Below are 16,102 nucleotides of genomic sequence, written 5' to 3'. Positions count from 1 at the left end.
GATGAGCGGGATCGTCGAAGGTCGCGTGGTGATCGTCACGGGTGCGGCCAGGGGCATCGGGCGCGGGCACGCCCTGGAGTTCGCCAGGCAGGGCGCGAAGGTGGTGGTCAACGACCTGGGCGCGGAGGTGGACGGCACCGGCTCGTCCGGGGCCGCCGCCGAGGTGGTGGCCGAGATCGAGGCCATGGGCGGCCAGGCGATCGTCAACGGCGAGGACGTCTCCGACTTCGACGGCGCCGAGCGCCTGATCAGATCGGCCGTCGAGCATTTCGGCGACCTGCACGTGCTGGTCAACAACGCCGGGATCCTGCGCGACCGCATGCTGGTCAACATGACCGCCGAGGAGTGGGACGCGGTGATCAGGGTGCACCTGCGCGGCACGTTCGCGCCCCTGCGGCACGCCGCCGCCTACTGGCGGGCCAGGGCCAAGTCCGGCGAGCGGCCGGACGCCCGGATCATCAACACGACGTCGTCCTCCGGCATCTACGGCAACCCGGGCCAGGGCAACTACGGCGCGGCCAAGGCGGGCATCGCCGGGCTGACCGTGATCGCCGCCAGGGAGCTGGAGCGCTACGGCGTGACCGTCAACGCCATCGCCCCCGCCGCGCTCACCCGCATGACGGAGAACCTGATCCCGGCCGGGGCCACCGGCGCCGACCCCGACGACATCGCGCCGCTGGTGGTCTGGCTGGCCAGCGCCGAGGCGCGCGGCGTGACCGGGCGGGTGTTCAACGTGCGCGGCGGCATGATCAGCGTGGCCGAGGGCTGGCACGCCGGCCCCGGGGTGGACAAGGGCGGCCGCTGGGACCCGGCCGAGCTGGGCGCGGTCATCCCCGCCCTGGTGGACAAGGCCGCCCCCAACGCCCTGACCAACGGCCGCGTCCCCGGACGGGAGGACTGACATGCCGCTCGACCACTCGCTGATCGGCGTCGAGGGCCCGGCCCACGAGCGCACCTGGACCGCCGAGGACACCATGCTGTACGCGCTCGGCGTCGGCTCGGGCCTGGAGGAGCTGGAGTTCGCCACCGAGAAGGGGCAGCGGGTGCTGCCGACGTTCGCGGTGCTGGCGGCGCAGGCGCCGGGGCGGCGGCTGGGCGACTTCGACCCGGCCCTGCTGGTCCACGCCGAGCAGGGCTTCGAGCTGCACCGCGAGCTGCCGCCCGCGGGCGGCGTGCGGACGACGTCGAAGGTGACCGGCATCTACGACAAGGGCTCGGGCGCGCTGGTGACCACCGAGGCCAGGGCCGTGGACCTGGAGACCGGCGAGCTGGTGATCGCCTCGCGCAGCTCGGTGTTCATCCGTGGCGAGGGCGGCTTCGGCGGCGACCGGGGGCCCCGCGACGAGTGGGCGGCGCCGGACCGGGCGCCCGACCACGAGGTGACCTACCCGACCCGGCCGGACCAGGCGCTGCTCTACCGGCTGTCCGGCGACCGCAACCCGCTGCACAGCGATCCGGAGTTCGCCGCCAGGGCCGGGTTCGACCGGCCGATCCTGCACGGGTTGTGCACGTACGGAGTGACCGGGCGGGCGCTGCTGCACACGCTCGCCGGGTCGGACCCGTCGCGCTTCAGGGCGATGTCGGGCCGGTTCAGCAGCCCGGTGTTCCCCGGCGAGCCGCTGGCCGTCTCCATCTGGGCCGACGGCGAGGACGTGCTGTTCCGCACCGCCAAGGACGACGGGACGGTGGTGATCGACCGCGGCCGGGCGACGATCAGTCGTCGCTGAGCCCCCTGAGGGGATCGAGGCGGTGGATGAGCTTCATCGCCGCCTCGATGATCTCCCTGGCCTCCTCCTCGGTGTCGGAGGTGGCCACCTCGCGGGCGGCCTCGCCGATGATGCTGGTCAGCACCGCGACCGTGAACCGGTCGAGGGGGTCTCCCCCGGCGCCGAGCAGGACGGCGTTCTGGCGCACCCACTCGCGCCCGCGGGTGCGGCGGATCAGCTCGAAGCCGGGCGGGCCGTCGCCGTCGATGAAGAGCCTGACCAGGTCGCGCCGGTCCCAGGCGCCGTCGAGGTAGGCGCGGGCCCCGGCGATCAGCAGCTCGACGGGGTCGCTGACGCCCTCCTTCTTGGCCTTGGCGACGCTGGCGGCCGACGCCTGCTCGTGGGCCGCCTGGTGGTCCTCGTAGAGGGCGAGGAACAGCTCGGTCTTGCCGCCGAAGTGGTGGTAGAGGCTGCCGACGCTGGAGCCGGCGCGGGCCACGACCTCCGAGACGTTGGCGTCGGCGAAGCCGTGCTCGCTGAAGACCTCACGGGCCGCCTGCAACATGCTCTTGCGCGTCTGAGCCGTACGGCTCCACTCCCACGAGGACTTGCGTGCCATGCCAGGCATTCTATCCCGCCGAATTCTAGAATCTGATTCTTGACCAGTGCCGCGGGCGGGTTAGAATCGCGTACTAGAGAATGATTCTAGAAATTCAGGAGGCGGCCGTGGACTTCTCGCTCAGCCCGGAGGAACGGCAGATCCGCGACACCGTGCGTGCCTTCATCGAGAAAGAGATCATGCCGCTGGAGCCGGAGGTCCTGCGCAACGAGCGCGAAGGGCGGCCGGGGCTCGACCCCGAGGTCGTGCGCGACCTGCGCGCCAAGGCCAGGAAGTCGGGCTTCTGGGGCATCAACACCCCCGAGGAGTACGGCGGCGCGGCGCTCGGCCCGATCATGTCCGCGATCATCGCCATGGAGATGGGCCGCACGTTCGTGCCCTTCTCCTTCGGCGGCAGCGCCGACAACATCCTCTACGCCGGCACCGACGAGCAGAGGCAGCGCTACCTCGTCCCCACCATCGAGGGCGAGCGGCGGTCCTGCTTCGCGATCACCGAGCCGGGCGCCGGCTCCGACGCCCGCAACATCCGCACCCGCGCCACCCGCGACGGCGCCGAGTGGGTGATCAACGGCGAGAAGACGTTCATCACCGGCGGCAGCGAGGCCGACTTCGTCATGGTGTTCGCGGTGGCCGAGGGCCACGGCGTGACGTGCTTCCTGGTCGACCGGGACATGGGCTGGACGTCCGAGCCCATCCCGACCATGGGCGAGTGGGGGCCGGCGGCGCTGGTGTTCCAGGACGTGCGGGTGCCCGAGGAGAACATCCTGGGCGAGCTCGGCAAGGGCTTCGAGCTTGCCATGCAGTGGATCGGGCAAGGACGGTACATGATCCCGGCCCGTGCCATCGGCTCCGCCGAGCGCATGCTCCAGATGGCCATCGACTACGCCAAGATCCGCAAGTCGATGGGACAGACCATCTCGGAGTACCAGGCCATCCAGTGGATGATCGCCGACTCCCAGGTGGAGATCGAGGCGGCCAAGTGGCTCACCCTCCATGCCGCCTGGCAGGTGCAGCAGGGCATGGACGCCCGGCACGCCTCCTCCATCGCCAAGCTCAACGGCGCCGTGATGGCCAACCAGGTCGTGGACCGGGTGCTGCAGATCCACGGCGGCATGGGATACACCAAGGAGCTGCCGGTCGAGCGGTGGTACCGGGAGCTGCGCCTGCTGCGCATCTTCGAGGGCACCGACGAGATCCAGCGCCGCACGATCGCCCGCAACCTCATCAAGGGCCACGCCAGGCTCGGCCTGATCGGAGAGTAGCCCATGTCGGTCGAGGCACTGTTCAACCCGCGCTCGATCGCCCTGGTGGGGGCCACGGACAAGTCGGGCTGGTCGGTCAGCACGCTGCTGAACCTGCGCACCCACGGCTTCTCCGGGCCCGTCCACCTGGTCAATCCCAGGGGCGGGGTGGTGCACGGGTCGCCGGCCTTCCGCAGCCTGACCGAGATCCCCTCCCCCGTCGACCTGGCCTACGTCATGGTGCCGACGGCCGCCGTGCTCGGCGTGCTCAAGGAGGGCGCCAAGCTGGGCATCGGCTGTTACGTCGTCCTCACGGCGGGGTTCGGGGAGGCCGGCGCGGAGGGCGCGCGGATGGAGGCGGAGATCGCCGGGTTCGCCCGCGAGAACGGCCTGACGATCCTCGGGCCGAACGGCAACGGCTACATCAACGCCGCCGCCGACGTGACCCCGTACGGGCTGCCCATCCCCGAGCCGCTGCTGCGCGGGTCGGTCGGCGTGGTGCTGCAGAGCGGCGCGCTGGCCAGCTCGGTGCTCGGCTTCGCCCAGGCCCGCAACGTCGGCATCAGCCTGCTGACCTCGATGGGCAACGAGTCGGTCGTCACGGTCACCGACGTCGTCGACTACCTGGTGGACGACCCGGCGACCCGGGTCATCGCCCTGTTCCTGGAGACGATCAGGAACCCGGCCGAGTTCTCCCGGGTCGCCCGCCGGGCCCTGGCGGCGGGCAAGCCGATCGTGGCGCTGAAGATCGGCCGCAGCCGCCTCGCCTCGCACACCGCGCAGGCCCACACGGGCGCGCTCGTGGGCGACGACGACGTCATCGACGCCGCGATGCGCCAGCTCGGCGTGATCAGGGTGCGCTCGCTGGAGGACCTCATCATCACCTCAGGGCTGCTGGCCGCCACCGGCCCGCTGCCCGGCCGCCGGGTGGGCGTGGTCACCCCGTCCGGCGGCGCGTCCGAGATCATCGCGGACCGGGCCGAGGACGAGGGGCTGGAGCTGCCGCCCTTCTCCGCGGCGACGGTCGAGCGCCTGGCCGGGATCGTGCCGTCGTTCGGCACGGTGCAGAACCCGCTCGACGTCACCGGCTACGTCCTCGTCGACCGCACCCTGCTCGGCCGGGCCCTGGAGACGGTGACCGCCGACCCCGGCATCGACCTGGTCATGCTGCTGTCCGAACCGCCCAGGATCGCCCCCGCGGACCCCGCGCCCGTCCTGGCCATGTACGAGGCCAGCGCGCGGCGCATCGCCGAGTCGCCGGTGCCGGTCGTGGTGGTGAGCAACGTGCTGACCGACGTCACGGAGTTCGGCCGGCAGGTGCAGCGGGAGACCGGGTTCCCGTACGTCATGGGCGGGATCGAGCACGGCCTGACCGCGCTCGGCGCGGCGGTGCGCTGGTCGGAGGCCCACCGCAGGGCCCTGACCGGCGGCGGCCCGGCCGGGCGGACGGTCGCCGGCGCATCCAGGGGCGCGCCGGAGGGCGCGCACGGCGTGTGGGCCGAGCACCGGGCCGCCGCCCTGCTGGCCGCCGCGGGGCTGCCCGTCGTGCCGTCCGAGACCGCGGCGGACGAGGCGGCGGCGGTGGCCGCGGCCGAGCGGTTCGGCTACCCGGTGGTGCTCAAGGCCGCCGCCGAAGGGCTCGGGCACAAGAGCGACATCGGCGGGGTGCGGCTCGGGCTGTCCGGACCTGAGGAGGTGCGGCAGGCGTACCGGGAGGTGGTGGCCGCGGCGCGGGCGCACGCCCCCGACGCGGGCGTCCTGGTCCAGCCGCAGCGCGGCGGCGGGATCGAGCTGCTGGCGGGCGTGGTGCGCGACCCGGCCTGGGGGCTCACCCTGGCGGTCGGGCTCGGCGGCGTCTGGGTGGAGGTGCTGCGAGACGCGGCCCTGCGCGTGCTGCCGGTGGACGCCGCCGAGGTACGCCGGGCCCTGTCCGAGCTGCGCGGCGCGGCCCTGCTGGACGGCGCCAGAGGCACCGAGCCCGCCGACCTGGACGCGGTGGCCGACGTGGTGGCCGGGATCGCCGCGTTCGCCGAGAGCCTGGGCGACGACCTGGAGTCCTTGGAGATCAACCCGCTCCTGGTCACCGGCTCCCGCGTCGAGGCCCTGGACGCCCTCATCACCTGGCGCCCGCCGCCCTCCTGACCTGCCCCGGCGGCTCGGGCGCCGCGCTCAATGCCCAAGGCTCTTCAGCAGGATCATCACGGCCCCCAGGGCGCCCGAGCCGGCTCCGCAGAGCAGCCGGACCCAGAGCCGGTCGGTCTTGGGCGCCGCCGCGAAGAAGCCGAGCACGGTCAGCAGGACGACCGACACGCCGATCTCCAGGTACACCGACGCGTCCACGGACATCACGCCGGTCATCGCCACGCACAGGATCACCGTGAGCGGGACCAGCCCCCACAACATGCCCGTGGACCGCGTCACCGCGCCCCTCACCGCCTTGCGCACGTCCGGCGAGCGGTCGCCGACGATCTCCGCGAACGCGTGCGCGATCCAGAACACGATGACCGTGCCGATCGCGGTGGCCAGCAGCTCGGCCGGGTCGGCGATCCAGTGCGAGAGCCCGGAGACGACGCCGGCCGTCAGGATGGTCCCGTAGACCGACTCGCCGTTGACGAACCGCCCCACCCCGCGCGCGGCCCCCGTGCTCACCCGACGAATCTAGTACGGCCCGCATGCGCGGCCGGGCGCCCGACGCGCCCGCCTGGCAACCTTTGACGCCCCCGCCTGCCCGTACGGCTTCGCGCGCCCCCGCCCGCCTGGACCTCGTGGCTCGGGGCGTCTCGGTGGCGGCCGCCCGCGTCCGCAGCAGCGCGGGCGGCCGTCACCGGTCCGGTGGCCGAGTCGTCGCTACTCGACCTCGATGGGCAGCTCGTAAATCTCCGTCGTGGGGTGGCCGGCCTTCTCGTGCACCCGCATCACCGCCTCCTTCGACGGCCCCGACGACAGGCAGAACACCTTGCCCGAGTCCGGGTCGAGCCAGGCCCGCTCGAAGTGCACGCCCTCGGCCCCCTCGACCGCCAGGTCCCGCTCGTGGGCCTCGCGCAACTGCTCCTCGGTGACGCCGACGAAACCACTGTGCACGTCCATGAACTTCGGCATCGCCGTCTCCTCTTCTCAGGATCTTCCGCTTCCGATGGAGAGGCGTTCCATTCCGTTCCATCCCGTTCCATCGGCCCGTCCGGGCTCGCCTGCCCGGAGGGCCGTGCGCGGAACCTAGGGCAACCGGGAGGCCAGGACGAGGGTCGCGGCGGAGGCGAACATGCCGCCGTTGCCCAGCACCACGCTCACCTCCACGTCCGGCACCTGGGCCGCGGCCTCGCCCCTGAGCTGCCGCACCGACTCCTGGATGGCGAACATGCCGTACATGCCGGTGTGCGTGTAGGACAGGCCGCCGCCGTTGGTGTTCATCGGCAGCCGGCCGCCGGGCGAGGTGTGCCCCTCGGCGACGAACGCCCCGGCCTCGCCCCGGCCGACGAAGCCCAGGTCCTCCAGGCCGTAGAGGGGCACGTGGGCGAAGGCGTCGTACACCATCAGGTGGTCGACGTCGTCGTGGGCGATCCCGGCCTCGGCGAAGGCGGCCCGGCCGGACAGGCGGAAGCCCTTGGAGGTGGTGAAGTCCTCCATCTGCGAGACCATCGGCGCGTCCATGGCCTCGCCGGAGCCGAGCAGGTACACCGGCGAGCGGCGCGACAGCTCCTCGGAGGTGACCACCAGCGCGCCGCCGCCGTCCGTCACCAGGCAGCATTCCAGCAGGTGGAAGGGGTAGGCGACGAGCTTCGACGCAAGCACGTCCGCGACCGTGACGAGCTCGCGGTACATGGCCCGCGGGTTCCGGGCCGCCCAGCGGCGCTGCGCGACCGCCACCTCGGCCAGTTGCTCGTGGGTGAGGCCGGTCTCCTTCATGTAGCGCAGCGCCGTGACGGTGAACGACGTCGGCGGCCCGACCACCCCGTACGGCAGCTCGAACTGCCCGAGCAGCGAGTCCGCGCCCAGCCCCCACCGGCCGGCGCCGACCCGCGACCGTCCCGACTCGCCGTGCGTGATCAGCACGGTACGGCACAGCCCGGCCCTGATGGCGGCGGCGGCGTGGCGCACGTGGAACAAAAACGACGACCCGCCCACGCCCGTGCCGTCGAGCCAGGAGGGCGTGATGCCGAGGGCGTGCGCGACCTGGATCGGGCCGGGCGTGCCGACCGTGGCGATGCCGTCGATGTCGTGTTTCGTCATGCCCGCGTCGGCGAGGGCGTTGCGCGCGGCCTCCAGGTGGAGCTGGAAGGTGGAGCGGTCCGGCAGGCGGCCGATCTCGTCGGTCTCGGCCGCCCCGGCGATCACGATGTTCATCGGCCGCCCTCCGCGGGCTCGAAGAGCGGCACGTGCACGTCGCCGCGCCGCTCGAACACCACCCGCAGCTCCATGTCCAGCGGCAGGTCCTCGGGGGTGTTGGGCACGCCGACGATGTTGGTCATCATCCGCACGCCCTCCTCCAGCTCCACGACGGCGATGGCGTAGGGCCCGCCGGCCTCGAAGCCGGGCGCGGGGCGATGGTTGATCACGTACGAGTACAGGGTCGCGCGGCCCGTCGCGCGCACCCACTCCACGTCGCCGCCGCCGCAGTGGGGGCAGCTCGGCCGGGGGTAGAAGTAGTGCCGCGCGCACGTCTGGCAGCGCTGGATCCTGAGCTCTCCCGCGGCCGTGCCGTCCCAGAACGGCTGGGTCTCGGGTGTTGGCTTCGGTGCCGGTTTCATGGGCCTCCCCACTCTAGTTCTAGAATCGCACTCTAGAGCCAGGTTCGGTTGCGGGGAAGCCTCCGCGGCTCAGGGGCTCGGGATGCCGTCGCCGTTGCGGCCGCGTCCAGCCAGCACCTCCTCCAGCGCCGGGCGGGCCTCGGCCGGGTCACGGAACCCCGGGCAGGCGAGCTGGATCAGCACGCCGTGCGCCTCCTTGGGGTGCAGGAACACCTCCTGCCAGCGCGCGTCGGCCCGGTTGAGCCCGTGCAGCCGGTAGCCGCGCCCGGTGAGCCGGGCGACGGCCGCGTCCATGTCCGCGACGTGGAAGTTCAGATGATGGACGCCGCCCCGCCCCCGCGTCAGCTCGAAGAAGCTGTCGAAGAACGTGGACCCGGTCAGCGGTTCCATCAGCTCGACCTTGCTCCCGTTGGAGTACGTGAGCTGCAGCGTGCGGTACCCGCTGACCCGGTTGTCCCCGCCGCCTCCCAGGTGGCGGCCTCCGAGCAGGTCGCGGTAGATCGGCAGCAGGTCCCTGATCCGGGGAGCGGCCACGGCCGTGTGGTCGAAGGTCACGTCGAGGCCGTCAAGTTCCAGGTCCACGCCCGGCTCCTCACTACGTACGAATCCTAGAATTTGATTCTAATCATCTGATCCCGGGTACGCACTCTTGACGCGGGCCGATGCGAGGAGCAGCATCTCAGAAATGGATTCTAGAGCTAGCTTCTAGAACTCATGACGGGGGCCTAGGCTCGACAGAAAGGCGTGTCATGAGGCTGTCCTACGTTCGCGAGCTCGACGAGTACCCGACCGGCGCCCGCCGGATGAAGATCCTCACCATGGCCGTCCTGGCCATCCTCATCGGCTCCTACGAAGGGCAGATCGCGCCCGTCGTACCCCTGCTGCTCAAAGACCTGAACATGTCCCTGGCCACGTACGGGGCGGTGTCGGGGGCGGCGGCGGTGGCCGGGGCCGTGGCCTCCATCCTGGGCGGCCGGCTCACCGACCGGGTCGGCCGGGTCCGCCTGCTCATCCCGCTCATGGCCCTCACCGCCGTCTGCTGCTTCGCCATGACGCTCGTGCACAGCCCACGCGACCTGCTGATCGCCCGCATCCTGCTGGCCTTCGTGGACGGCGTCGCCATGGCCTCCACCGCGCCGCTGATCCGCGACTTCTCCCCGCGGCTCGGCCGGGCGCAGGCCTTCGGGTTCTGGACGTGGGGCCCGGTGGGCGCGAACTTCCTGGCCGCCGCCGTCGCCGGCTGGACGCTGCCGATCTTCGACGAGTCGTGGCGGTCGCAGTTCGTCATCATGGGCTGCTTCTCGCTGGTGATCTCCGCGGTGATCGCGTTCAACATCGCCGACCTGTCCCCCGAGTTGCGGGCCAGGATCCAGCACACCGAACGGGCCGCCGAGGAGGTCGTCGACCTGGAGCGCCCGCCCACCGTCCGGTCGTTGTTCGCCCGGCGCAACATCTGGGCCCACGTCGTCGGCATCTCGCTCTGGCTGGTCCTCTACATCACGCTGTCGCTGTTCGGCCAGACGATGCTGGTGGGCGCGCTCGGCATCAGCAGCGCGCAGGCGTCCACGATCATGGCCGCGTTCTGGAGCCTCAACCTCGTCACGCTGATCGTCACCGGCCGCCTGTCGGACCGCCTGCAACTGCGCAAGCCGTTCTCGCTCGCCGGGACGATCGCCGCTGTGCTGGTCACCGCCTACCTCGCCGTCGCGCTCGGCCAGGAAGGCGTCTCCACCGGCACGCTCATGGTGGTCGGCGCCCTGCTCGGCGGCTCACTCGGCGTCGCGTACGCCCCCTGGATGGCCAACTACTCCGAGGACGCCGAGGACGCCGACCCGCGCCTGCAGGGCACCGCCTGGGGGCTGTTCGGCTTCCTGAGCAAGGCGATCGCGGTGGTCGGGCTGCTGGTGATCCCGCATGTGGTGGCGGCGACGAGCTGGCAGACCTGGCTGTTCGTGGCGCTGGGCTGCCTCGTGCTGTTCATCCCCGCGATCCTGCTCTTCAACGGACCATGGCGCCGCACCACCCCCACCCCCGTACAGATAGCCCTAACGGAAGCCGAAGGCTGACCCACCCTCACCAGAGCCACCCACCGAACCGTCTTACCGAGGCCACCCACCGAACGTCCCTGACCAGCCCATACGCCGAACGATCCCGACCGAGGCCGCACCGAACCGTCCTCACCGAGGGCGCACGCCAAACCGTCCTCACGGAGGCCGCACACCGATCGGCCCTGACCGAGACCGCACACCGATCGGCCCTGACCGAGACCGCACGCCGAACCGCCTCATCGAGGCCGCACACCGATCCGTCCTCACCGAGGCCACACGGTGAACCGTCCCTACCGAGGCCGCACGTCCCTGACCAGGCCGCACGTCGATCCGTCTGACCGAGGCCGCACGCCCATCGGCCCTGCCGGAACACGCGAAAAGCGGCGCGCCCCCGTAGGGGCCCGCCGCTCGTCGCAGGCATGAGACGTACCCGTCAGCCGCGGTACCGGGACGAGGCGTACCCCTCAAACCCGGTGCCAGGTCGAGACGTGTCCGTCAGTCCCGGTGCAGCTTGCGGTACGTCACCCGGTGGGGACGGGCCGCGTCGGCGCCCAGACGCTCGATCTTGTTCTTCTCGTAGTCGGCGAAGTTGCCCTCGAACCAGAACCAGTTCGACCCTTCCTCCCACGCAAGGATGTGGGTGGCGATGCGGTCGAGGAACCACCGGTCGTGCGAGGTGATCACGGCGCAGCCCGGGAAGTCGAGCAGCGCGTTCTCCAGCGACGACAGCGTCTCGGTGTCGAGGTCGTTGGTCGGCTCGTCGAGCAGCAGCACGTTGCCGCCCTGCTTGAGGGTGAGCGCCAGGTTGAGCCGGTTACGCTCGCCGCCCGACAGCACCCCCGCCTTCTTCTGCTGGTCGGGCCCCTTGAAGCCGAACGCCGCGATGTAGGCCCGCGACGGCATCTCGACGTTGCCGACCTTGATGTGGTCGAGCCCGTCGGAGACGACCTCCCAGACGTTCTTGTTCGGGTCGATGCCGCCCCGGCTCTGGTCGGCGTAAGAGATCTTCACGGTGTCGCCGACCGTGATCGACCCCGTGTCCGGCGTCTCCCCACCCGTGATCATGCGGAACAGCGTGGTCTTGCCGACGCCGTTGGGGCCGATGACGCCGACGATGCCGTTACGCGGCAGGTCGAACGACAGGCTCTCCATCAGCAGCCGGTCGCCGAAGCCCTTGGTGAGCTGGTCCGCCCTGATCACCGTGGTGCCCAGACGCGGGCCCGGCGGGATCTGGATCTCCTCGAAGTCCAGCTTCCGGAACTTGTCGGCCTCGGCGGCCATCTCCTCGTACCGCTGGAGACGGGCCTTGCTCTTGGTCTGGCGCGCCTTGGGGTTGGAGCGCACCCACTCCAGCTCGTCCTCCAGGCGCTTCTTGCGCTTGGCGTCCTTCTGGCCCTCGACCTTGAGACGCTGGGCCTTCATGTCGAGGTAGGTGGAGTAGTTGCCCTCGTACGGGTAGCAACGACCGCGGTCGAGCTCCAGGATCCAGTTGGCCACGTTGTCCAGGAAGTACCGGTCGTGGGTGACGGCCAGCACCGTGCCCGCGTACTTCTCCAGGTGCGACTCCAGCCACTGCACGCTCTCGGCGTCGAGGTGGTTGGTGGGCTCGTCGAGCAGCAGCAGGTCAGGGGCCTCAAGCAGCAGCTTGCACAGCGCCACGCGGCGGCGCTCACCACCGGACAGCTTGCTCACCTCGGCGTCGGGCGGCGGGCAGCGCAGGGCGTCCATCGCCTGCTCCAGCTGGCTGTCGAGGTCCCACGCGTTGCGGTGCTCCAACTGGTCCTGGAGCTTGCCCATCTCCTCCAGCAGCTCGTCGCTGTAGTCGGTGGCCATCTGCTCGGCGATCTGGTTGTAGCGCTCGAGCATCGCCATCGTCTCGGCGACACCCTCCTGCACGTTGCCCAGAACGGTCTTTTCCTCGTTGAGCGGCGGCTCCTGCTGGAGCATGCCGACCGTGAAGCCCGGCATGAGCTTGGCGTCGCCATTGGACGGCTGCTCCAGGCCGGCCATCATCCGGAGCAGCGTCGACTTCCCGGTGCCGTTCGGCCCCAGGACACCGATCTTGGCTCCGGGCAGGAACGACAGCGTGACGTCGTCAAGGACAACCTTGTCGCCGTGCGCCTTGCGCACGCGCTGCAGCGTGTAGATGTACTCCGGCATGCTCCCTAGCTTAGAGGCTGCACACGCAGGCTTCCGCCGCCCAGCCCCTTTCACCTCCGCCCTTCCCCCCTCTCCCCCGCACCCCCACCCCTCCACCCCCACCTCCCCCGAACACCCTGCCGCCCCGGAAACCGCCCCCTCGCCCCCTGAACCGCCCCTGACAGCTCACGCCCCCGCCCCGCCTTGGGTCCGGACGCTGTCCCCACCCCCGACCTCAGCCGAGGAAATCCCCGTCACGCCCCTCGGCCCCTTACTCAGGACCTCCCTGAACGCCACGACCCCTCGTCGCCACGGCCTCCTTCGTCGCAATCGCCTTCGTCGCGGCGGCCTCTGCGGCGATCTCCGCGATGGTCCCCACGGCGGTCCCCGTGGTGGCGGTCCCCGTGGTGGCGGTCCCCGTGGTGGCGGTCCCCGTGGTGGCGAGCAGGGCGATGGCCGCGCGCCGCACCCCTTGACGCCCACCCGCGACGGAGAGTTCCCATGACGGCCCATGCCCTGTGCCGCTACAGGGCCACGATGGGCGGCGGCTCGCACCACCGCTCTCAGCCGGCCGCGACCTCCGTCAGCCTCCTTGGCCCATTGGCTCCTTGGTCACGGTCTCCTTGTCCCCTTGGCCGCGGCCTCCCTTGCCGCGGTTCCTCCTTGCCACGGCCCCCTTCAGCACGTTTTCCTTCACCACGGTTTCCTGATTCGCGGCCCCTTGGCCTCTTGGCCCCCTTGGTCGCGGCCTCCATGCCACGGTTCCCCTTCGCCATGGCTCCTTCAGCACGTTCACCTTCACCACGGCCTCCCAGGTCGCGGCCCCCTACGTCGCGGCACCTGCGATGGTCTCCGTGGTGGTGCCTGTCGTTGCGAGGAGGGCGGTGGCTGCGGCTCGTGCTCGTAGTGCCGGGTGGGTCGAGCGTTCACGTACTGCCGTGACGATGGCCCCGTCCACCAGCAGGACGAACAGGTGCGCCAGTTCGGTGGCATCGGCCCGGCCGTCCCGCTCGATCAGCCCCGAGACGTACGCCCGCACCCGCTCCTTGTGCTCGGCCGCCACCCGGTGTGCCGCACTGTCCGGATCCGCCGTCTCGATCATGGTGTTGATGAAGGCGCAGCCACGGAAATCGGCCCGCGCGAACCGTTCGGCCAGGGCGTCGAAGACGTCCAGCGGATGGCCGCCCAGAGCCTCCACGCGTTCGGCCAGCCAGGCCCGCCACCGCTCGTCCCGCCGCCGCAGTACGGCCACGACCAGGTCGTCCTTGCTCGGGAAATGCCGGTAGAAGGAGGCGCGGCCCACCCCCGAGACGCTCAGGATCCGCTCGACCCCCACCGCCCTGATCCCCTCCGCGTAGAAGAGGTCCTCGGCGGCGTCGAGCAATCGTTCACGTGCACGTGTGGGCATATCGCCAAGCTATCCCGAACTTCCCTAAAACGGAACCGTTCGGTATCGTCTTGCCCAGATGGAACCGATCAGTACCGTTTTGGAGACCTCATGCCCCGCCTTCCACAACTGACAGAAGACAACGACGGTTTGCTCGACCAGACCCGCCGCCAGCTCGGCAAGGTCCCCAACCTGTACGCCGCCCTCGGCAACGGCCCAGCGGCCCTGGCCGGCTACCTCGCGATGCGCGAACACCTCAGCTCGGGCGTCCTCACCCCGAGACTGAGGGAGCAGATCGCCCTGCTGGTCGCCCAGGAGAACCACTGCACGTACTGCGTGAGCGCCCACACCATGCGCGGACGCCGTATGGGCATGTCCGACGAGGAGCTTCTCAAGACCCGCCAGGGCGCGGACGACGAACCGCACGCGGCCGCCGTCCTGGCGATCACTCAGGCGATCATGCACACGGGCGGCGCGGTGAGCGACGCGGACCTCGACGCCGCACGGGCCGCCGGCGTCTCGGACGCGGAGCTCGCCGAGATCGTGGGCCACATCGCCCTGAACACCTTGTCCAACTACTTCAACCACCTCGCCCAGCCCGAGCTGGACTTCCCGGAGGTGCAGGCATGAACCCCACCTGGAGAAACGGCACCGTCGAACTCCTCGACGGCTACACGCTGACGAACTCCGAGGGCCGCCGGGTGCCGACCGTGGCAGGAGTGCGGTTCGCCATCGAGGGCGGGTATCTCAACGTCGAGGTCCCCGGGGTGCCCCATATCCAGATCGTCTCGGCTCCCGCCGTCCGCCTCGTCACCTGCGACAGCGTCTCCACGTCCTGACGCCGAAGGCGCACCGGCCACAACCCGAGGGCAGGCCCCTGACGCATCCCCCCTCAGGCGCCTGCCCGCATCCCCTGCACACATCGATGTCACACAGCTTGCTCTTCGGGGGACGGCGGTTGTGGCGGCTGGACGACGGGGATGCAGACACGGTCCCGGCCCAGCTCCTTGGCCCGGTAGAGAGCCAGGTCGGCGGCGGCCAGCAAGTCGATCAGATCGTCGCCGTGCACGCACATCAACGCGACCCCGACCGAGATCGTGATCCGGATCAGAGTGTCGTCCACCGGGATGGCCATGTGCCCGATGTGCGTACGAAGTCGCTCGGCGACCTGACGCGCCTCGTCGACGTCCGCCCCGGGCAGCAGGACGACGAACTCCTCGCCCCCGAACCGCCCCACCACGTCGGACTCCCGCAGCTCCCTGCGCAACATGGCCGCCACCCCGGCCAGCACCTCGTCGCCGACCAGATGTCCGTGGGCGTCGTTCACCCGCTTGAAGTGGTCGATGTCGATGATCAGCAGCGCCAGCGTGTCACCGCTGCGACGCGCCCGCAGGATCTCGGTGTCGGCCTCCCGCTGCCAGGCGGCCGCGTTGAGCAGCCCGGTCTTCGAGTCGGTACGGGCGGCGGCCTGCAACTGCGCATGCAACAGACTTCGTTGCAGCAGGACGACCGGCGGCAACGCGAGCACCAGCAGAGCCAGGTTGAGCCCGCACCCGATCGAGACCGTGACGCCGAGGCACAGCTCGACGACGTCCAGCAGGACGCTCTCCCGGTTCCACAACACCTCCTGCCACGACCCCTCAGGATCGGACGTGTGCGCCGCGACCGCGATGAGACCGATGTTGAGCAGCGAGAACAGGACGGCGGCCGCGACCGCGTAGGCGATCGGCGGCCCACTCCCCCGCGTCAGCACCCAGGGATCAGGGACGACCCAGTGGAAGGCGACCGACGCCGTGCAGCCGGCCAGGCCGATGGCCGCCGAGCTGAACACCCGACGGTAGAGAACTGTGGCGCGCACGCGCACCTGGAGAAGGATCTGCAGCACGATCGGCGCAAAGAGGGCGTAGACCGGCGGCAGGAGCAGGGCGACCGGCAGCCACCAGGCCGACAACAGGTCACGCGAGACTCCGGCGGGCATGCCCAGACGCCTGCTGGCCTCGATGCAGACCGCGCCGCACGCCATGAGAGCGGCAAAGGTCAGAAAATCCGGCCAGTGGAACTCGGTAGATCTCGTGAACAAGGTAATCGCGACGGCATCGAGGGCGACAATGGCGCACAGATACGCCACAAGCGGGCGCCGTTGCCCGAGCAATGGCCAACGACCGGCCAGTCTTGACACACCGTCGCGAGACTTGATCGTGGCGTGACTGGTCGCCG

16 protein-coding genes are annotated in these 16,102 nt (G+C 70.7%); 7 read left to right on the top strand and 9 right to left on the bottom strand.

The genetic code is table 11. The features are described 5' to 3' along the window. Position 1 precedes the first annotated feature (1 nt). On the top strand, positions 2–901 hold the full coding sequence (locus ACIBST_RS43485; RefSeq protein WP_397179350.1) for an SDR family oxidoreductase: 900 nt from the start codon (positions 2–4) through the stop codon (positions 899–901). Between the two features lies 1 nt (position 902). Further along, the gene (locus ACIBST_RS43480) at positions 903–1,727 is read left to right on the top strand and encodes a MaoC/PaaZ C-terminal domain-containing protein (RefSeq protein WP_397179349.1); all 825 of its coding nucleotides are present in this window, start codon (positions 903–905) and stop codon (positions 1,725–1,727) included. On the opposite strand, the gene ACIBST_RS43475 is transcribed toward ACIBST_RS43480, so the two are convergent. Next, the gene (locus tag ACIBST_RS43475) at positions 1,714–2,325 is read right to left on the bottom strand and encodes a TetR/AcrR family transcriptional regulator (RefSeq protein ID WP_358294757.1); all 612 of its coding nucleotides are present in this window, start codon (positions 2,323–2,325) and stop codon (positions 1,714–1,716) included. The genes ACIBST_RS43480 and ACIBST_RS43475 overlap by 14 nt on opposite strands. Before the next feature lie 80 nt (positions 2,326–2,405). Here ACIBST_RS43475 and ACIBST_RS43470 point away from each other — a divergent pair, with 80 nt between their 5' ends. Continuing rightward, positions 2,406–3,587, top strand: coding sequence for an acyl-CoA dehydrogenase family protein (locus ACIBST_RS43470; RefSeq protein WP_397179348.1), 1,182 nt, complete (start codon positions 2,406–2,408; stop codon positions 3,585–3,587). A gap of 3 nt (positions 3,588–3,590) precedes the next feature. Next, positions 3,591–5,708: an acetate--CoA ligase family protein gene (locus ACIBST_RS43465; protein WP_397179347.1), complete on the top strand. Its 2,118-nt coding sequence runs from the start codon at positions 3,591–3,593 to the stop codon at positions 5,706–5,708. A 27-nt stretch (positions 5,709–5,735) separates the two neighbouring features. Here the strand turns inward: ACIBST_RS43465 and ACIBST_RS43460 are convergent, their stop codons facing one another. The 5 genes from ACIBST_RS43460 to ACIBST_RS43440 all read right to left on the bottom strand — a co-directional run bounded on the left by ACIBST_RS43460 (position 5,736) and on the right by ACIBST_RS43440 (position 8,893). After that, complete coding sequence (locus ACIBST_RS43460) at positions 5,736–6,215, bottom strand: hypothetical protein (RefSeq protein ID WP_397179346.1); 480 nt, start codon at positions 6,213–6,215, stop codon at positions 5,736–5,738. 198 nt (positions 6,216–6,413) lie between these two features. Beyond that, a complete protein-coding gene (locus ACIBST_RS43455) occupies positions 6,414–6,665 on the bottom strand; it encodes an SCO4226 family nickel-binding protein (RefSeq protein WP_358294765.1) in 252 nt (83 codons plus the stop codon). 114 nt (positions 6,666–6,779) lie between these two features. After that, positions 6,780–7,907 (bottom strand): thiolase C-terminal domain-containing protein, encoded by a 1,128-nt coding sequence (locus ACIBST_RS43450; RefSeq protein WP_397179345.1) that lies wholly within the window; start codon positions 7,905–7,907, stop codon positions 6,780–6,782. After that, positions 7,904–8,311 (bottom strand): Zn-ribbon domain-containing OB-fold protein, encoded by a 408-nt coding sequence (locus tag ACIBST_RS43445; protein ID WP_397179344.1) that lies wholly within the window; start codon positions 8,309–8,311, stop codon positions 7,904–7,906. The genes ACIBST_RS43450 and ACIBST_RS43445 overlap by 4 nt, the downstream gene beginning before the upstream one ends. A gap of 69 nt (positions 8,312–8,380) precedes the next feature. Further along, on the bottom strand, positions 8,381–8,893 hold the full coding sequence (locus ACIBST_RS43440; protein ID WP_397179343.1) for a VOC family protein: 513 nt from the start codon (positions 8,891–8,893) through the stop codon (positions 8,381–8,383). A 167-nt stretch (positions 8,894–9,060) separates the two neighbouring features. Between ACIBST_RS43440 and ACIBST_RS43435 the strand changes: the two genes are divergently transcribed. Then, the gene (locus tag ACIBST_RS43435; protein ID WP_397179342.1) at positions 9,061–10,377 is read left to right on the top strand and encodes an MFS transporter; all 1,317 of its coding nucleotides are present in this window, start codon (positions 9,061–9,063) and stop codon (positions 10,375–10,377) included. Positions 10,378–10,854: 477 nt separating this feature from the next. Here the strand turns inward: ACIBST_RS43435 and ettA are convergent, their stop codons facing one another. Further along, positions 10,855–12,519 (bottom strand): energy-dependent translational throttle protein EttA, encoded by a 1,665-nt coding sequence (ettA, locus tag ACIBST_RS43430; RefSeq protein WP_397179341.1) that lies wholly within the window; start codon positions 12,517–12,519, stop codon positions 10,855–10,857. Between the two features lie 805 nt (positions 12,520–13,324). After that, positions 13,325–13,906, bottom strand: coding sequence for a TetR/AcrR family transcriptional regulator (locus ACIBST_RS43425; RefSeq protein WP_397179340.1), 582 nt, complete (start codon positions 13,904–13,906; stop codon positions 13,325–13,327). Positions 13,907–13,996: 90 nt separating this feature from the next. Between ACIBST_RS43425 and ACIBST_RS43420 the strand changes: the two genes are divergently transcribed. Then, positions 13,997–14,515, top strand: coding sequence for a carboxymuconolactone decarboxylase family protein (locus ACIBST_RS43420; protein ID WP_397179339.1), 519 nt, complete (start codon positions 13,997–13,999; stop codon positions 14,513–14,515). Further along, entirely contained in the window at positions 14,512–14,724 is a 213-nt protein-coding gene (locus ACIBST_RS43415; RefSeq protein ID WP_397179338.1) for a hypothetical protein, read from the top strand. The genes ACIBST_RS43420 and ACIBST_RS43415 overlap by 4 nt, the downstream gene beginning before the upstream one ends. An 89-nt stretch (positions 14,725–14,813) precedes the next feature. On the opposite strand, the gene ACIBST_RS43410 is transcribed toward ACIBST_RS43415, so the two are convergent. Next, positions 14,814–15,908 (bottom strand): GGDEF domain-containing protein, encoded by a 1,095-nt coding sequence (locus tag ACIBST_RS43410; RefSeq protein WP_397179337.1) that lies wholly within the window; start codon positions 15,906–15,908, stop codon positions 14,814–14,816. Between the last annotated feature and the right edge of the window lie 194 nt (positions 15,909–16,102).

Source organism: Nonomuraea sp. NPDC049684, from assembly GCF_044465345.1.
GTDB lineage: Bacteria > Actinomycetota > Actinomycetes > Streptosporangiales > Streptosporangiaceae > Nonomuraea.
The sequence above is the reverse complement of the archived record's forward strand: the minus strand, read 5'-3'. Positions and strand labels throughout refer to the sequence as shown.

Bases quoted from the DNA above. Each gene is read 5' to 3' on its own strand.
- ACIBST_RS43485 (WP_397179350.1), top strand. From the start codon at position 2: ATGAGCGGGATCGTCGAAGGTCGCGTGGTGATCGTCACGGGTGCGGCC.
- ACIBST_RS43480 (WP_397179349.1), top strand. From the start codon at position 903: ATGCCGCTCGACCACTCGCTGATCGGCGTCGAGGGCCCGGCCCACGAG.
- ACIBST_RS43475 (WP_358294757.1), bottom strand. From the start codon at position 2,325: ATGGCACGCAAGTCCTCGTGGGAGTGGAGCCGTACGGCTCAGACGCGC.
- ACIBST_RS43470 (WP_397179348.1), top strand. From the start codon at position 2,406: ATGATTCTAGAAATTCAGGAGGCGGCCGTGGACTTCTCGCTCAGCCCG.
- ACIBST_RS43465 (WP_397179347.1), top strand. From the start codon at position 3,591: ATGTCGGTCGAGGCACTGTTCAACCCGCGCTCGATCGCCCTGGTGGGG.
- ACIBST_RS43455 (WP_358294765.1), bottom strand. From the start codon at position 6,665: ATGCCGAAGTTCATGGACGTGCACAGTGGTTTCGTCGGCGTCACCGAG.
- ACIBST_RS43450 (WP_397179345.1), bottom strand. From the start codon at position 7,907: ATGAACATCGTGATCGCCGGGGCGGCCGAGACCGACGAGATCGGCCGC.
- ACIBST_RS43445 (WP_397179344.1), bottom strand. From the start codon at position 8,311: ATGAAACCGGCACCGAAGCCAACACCCGAGACCCAGCCGTTCTGGGAC.
- ACIBST_RS43435 (WP_397179342.1), top strand. From the start codon at position 9,061: ATGAGGCTGTCCTACGTTCGCGAGCTCGACGAGTACCCGACCGGCGCC.
- ettA (WP_397179341.1), bottom strand. From the start codon at position 12,519: ATGCCGGAGTACATCTACACGCTGCAGCGCGTGCGCAAGGCGCACGGC.
- ACIBST_RS43425 (WP_397179340.1), bottom strand. From the start codon at position 13,906: ATGCCCACACGTGCACGTGAACGATTGCTCGACGCCGCCGAGGACCTC.
- ACIBST_RS43420 (WP_397179339.1), top strand. From the start codon at position 13,997: ATGCCCCGCCTTCCACAACTGACAGAAGACAACGACGGTTTGCTCGAC.
- ACIBST_RS43415 (WP_397179338.1), top strand. From the start codon at position 14,512: ATGAACCCCACCTGGAGAAACGGCACCGTCGAACTCCTCGACGGCTAC.
- ACIBST_RS43410 (WP_397179337.1), bottom strand. From the start codon at position 15,908: ATGGCGTGCGGCGCGGTCTGCATCGAGGCCAGCAGGCGTCTGGGCATG.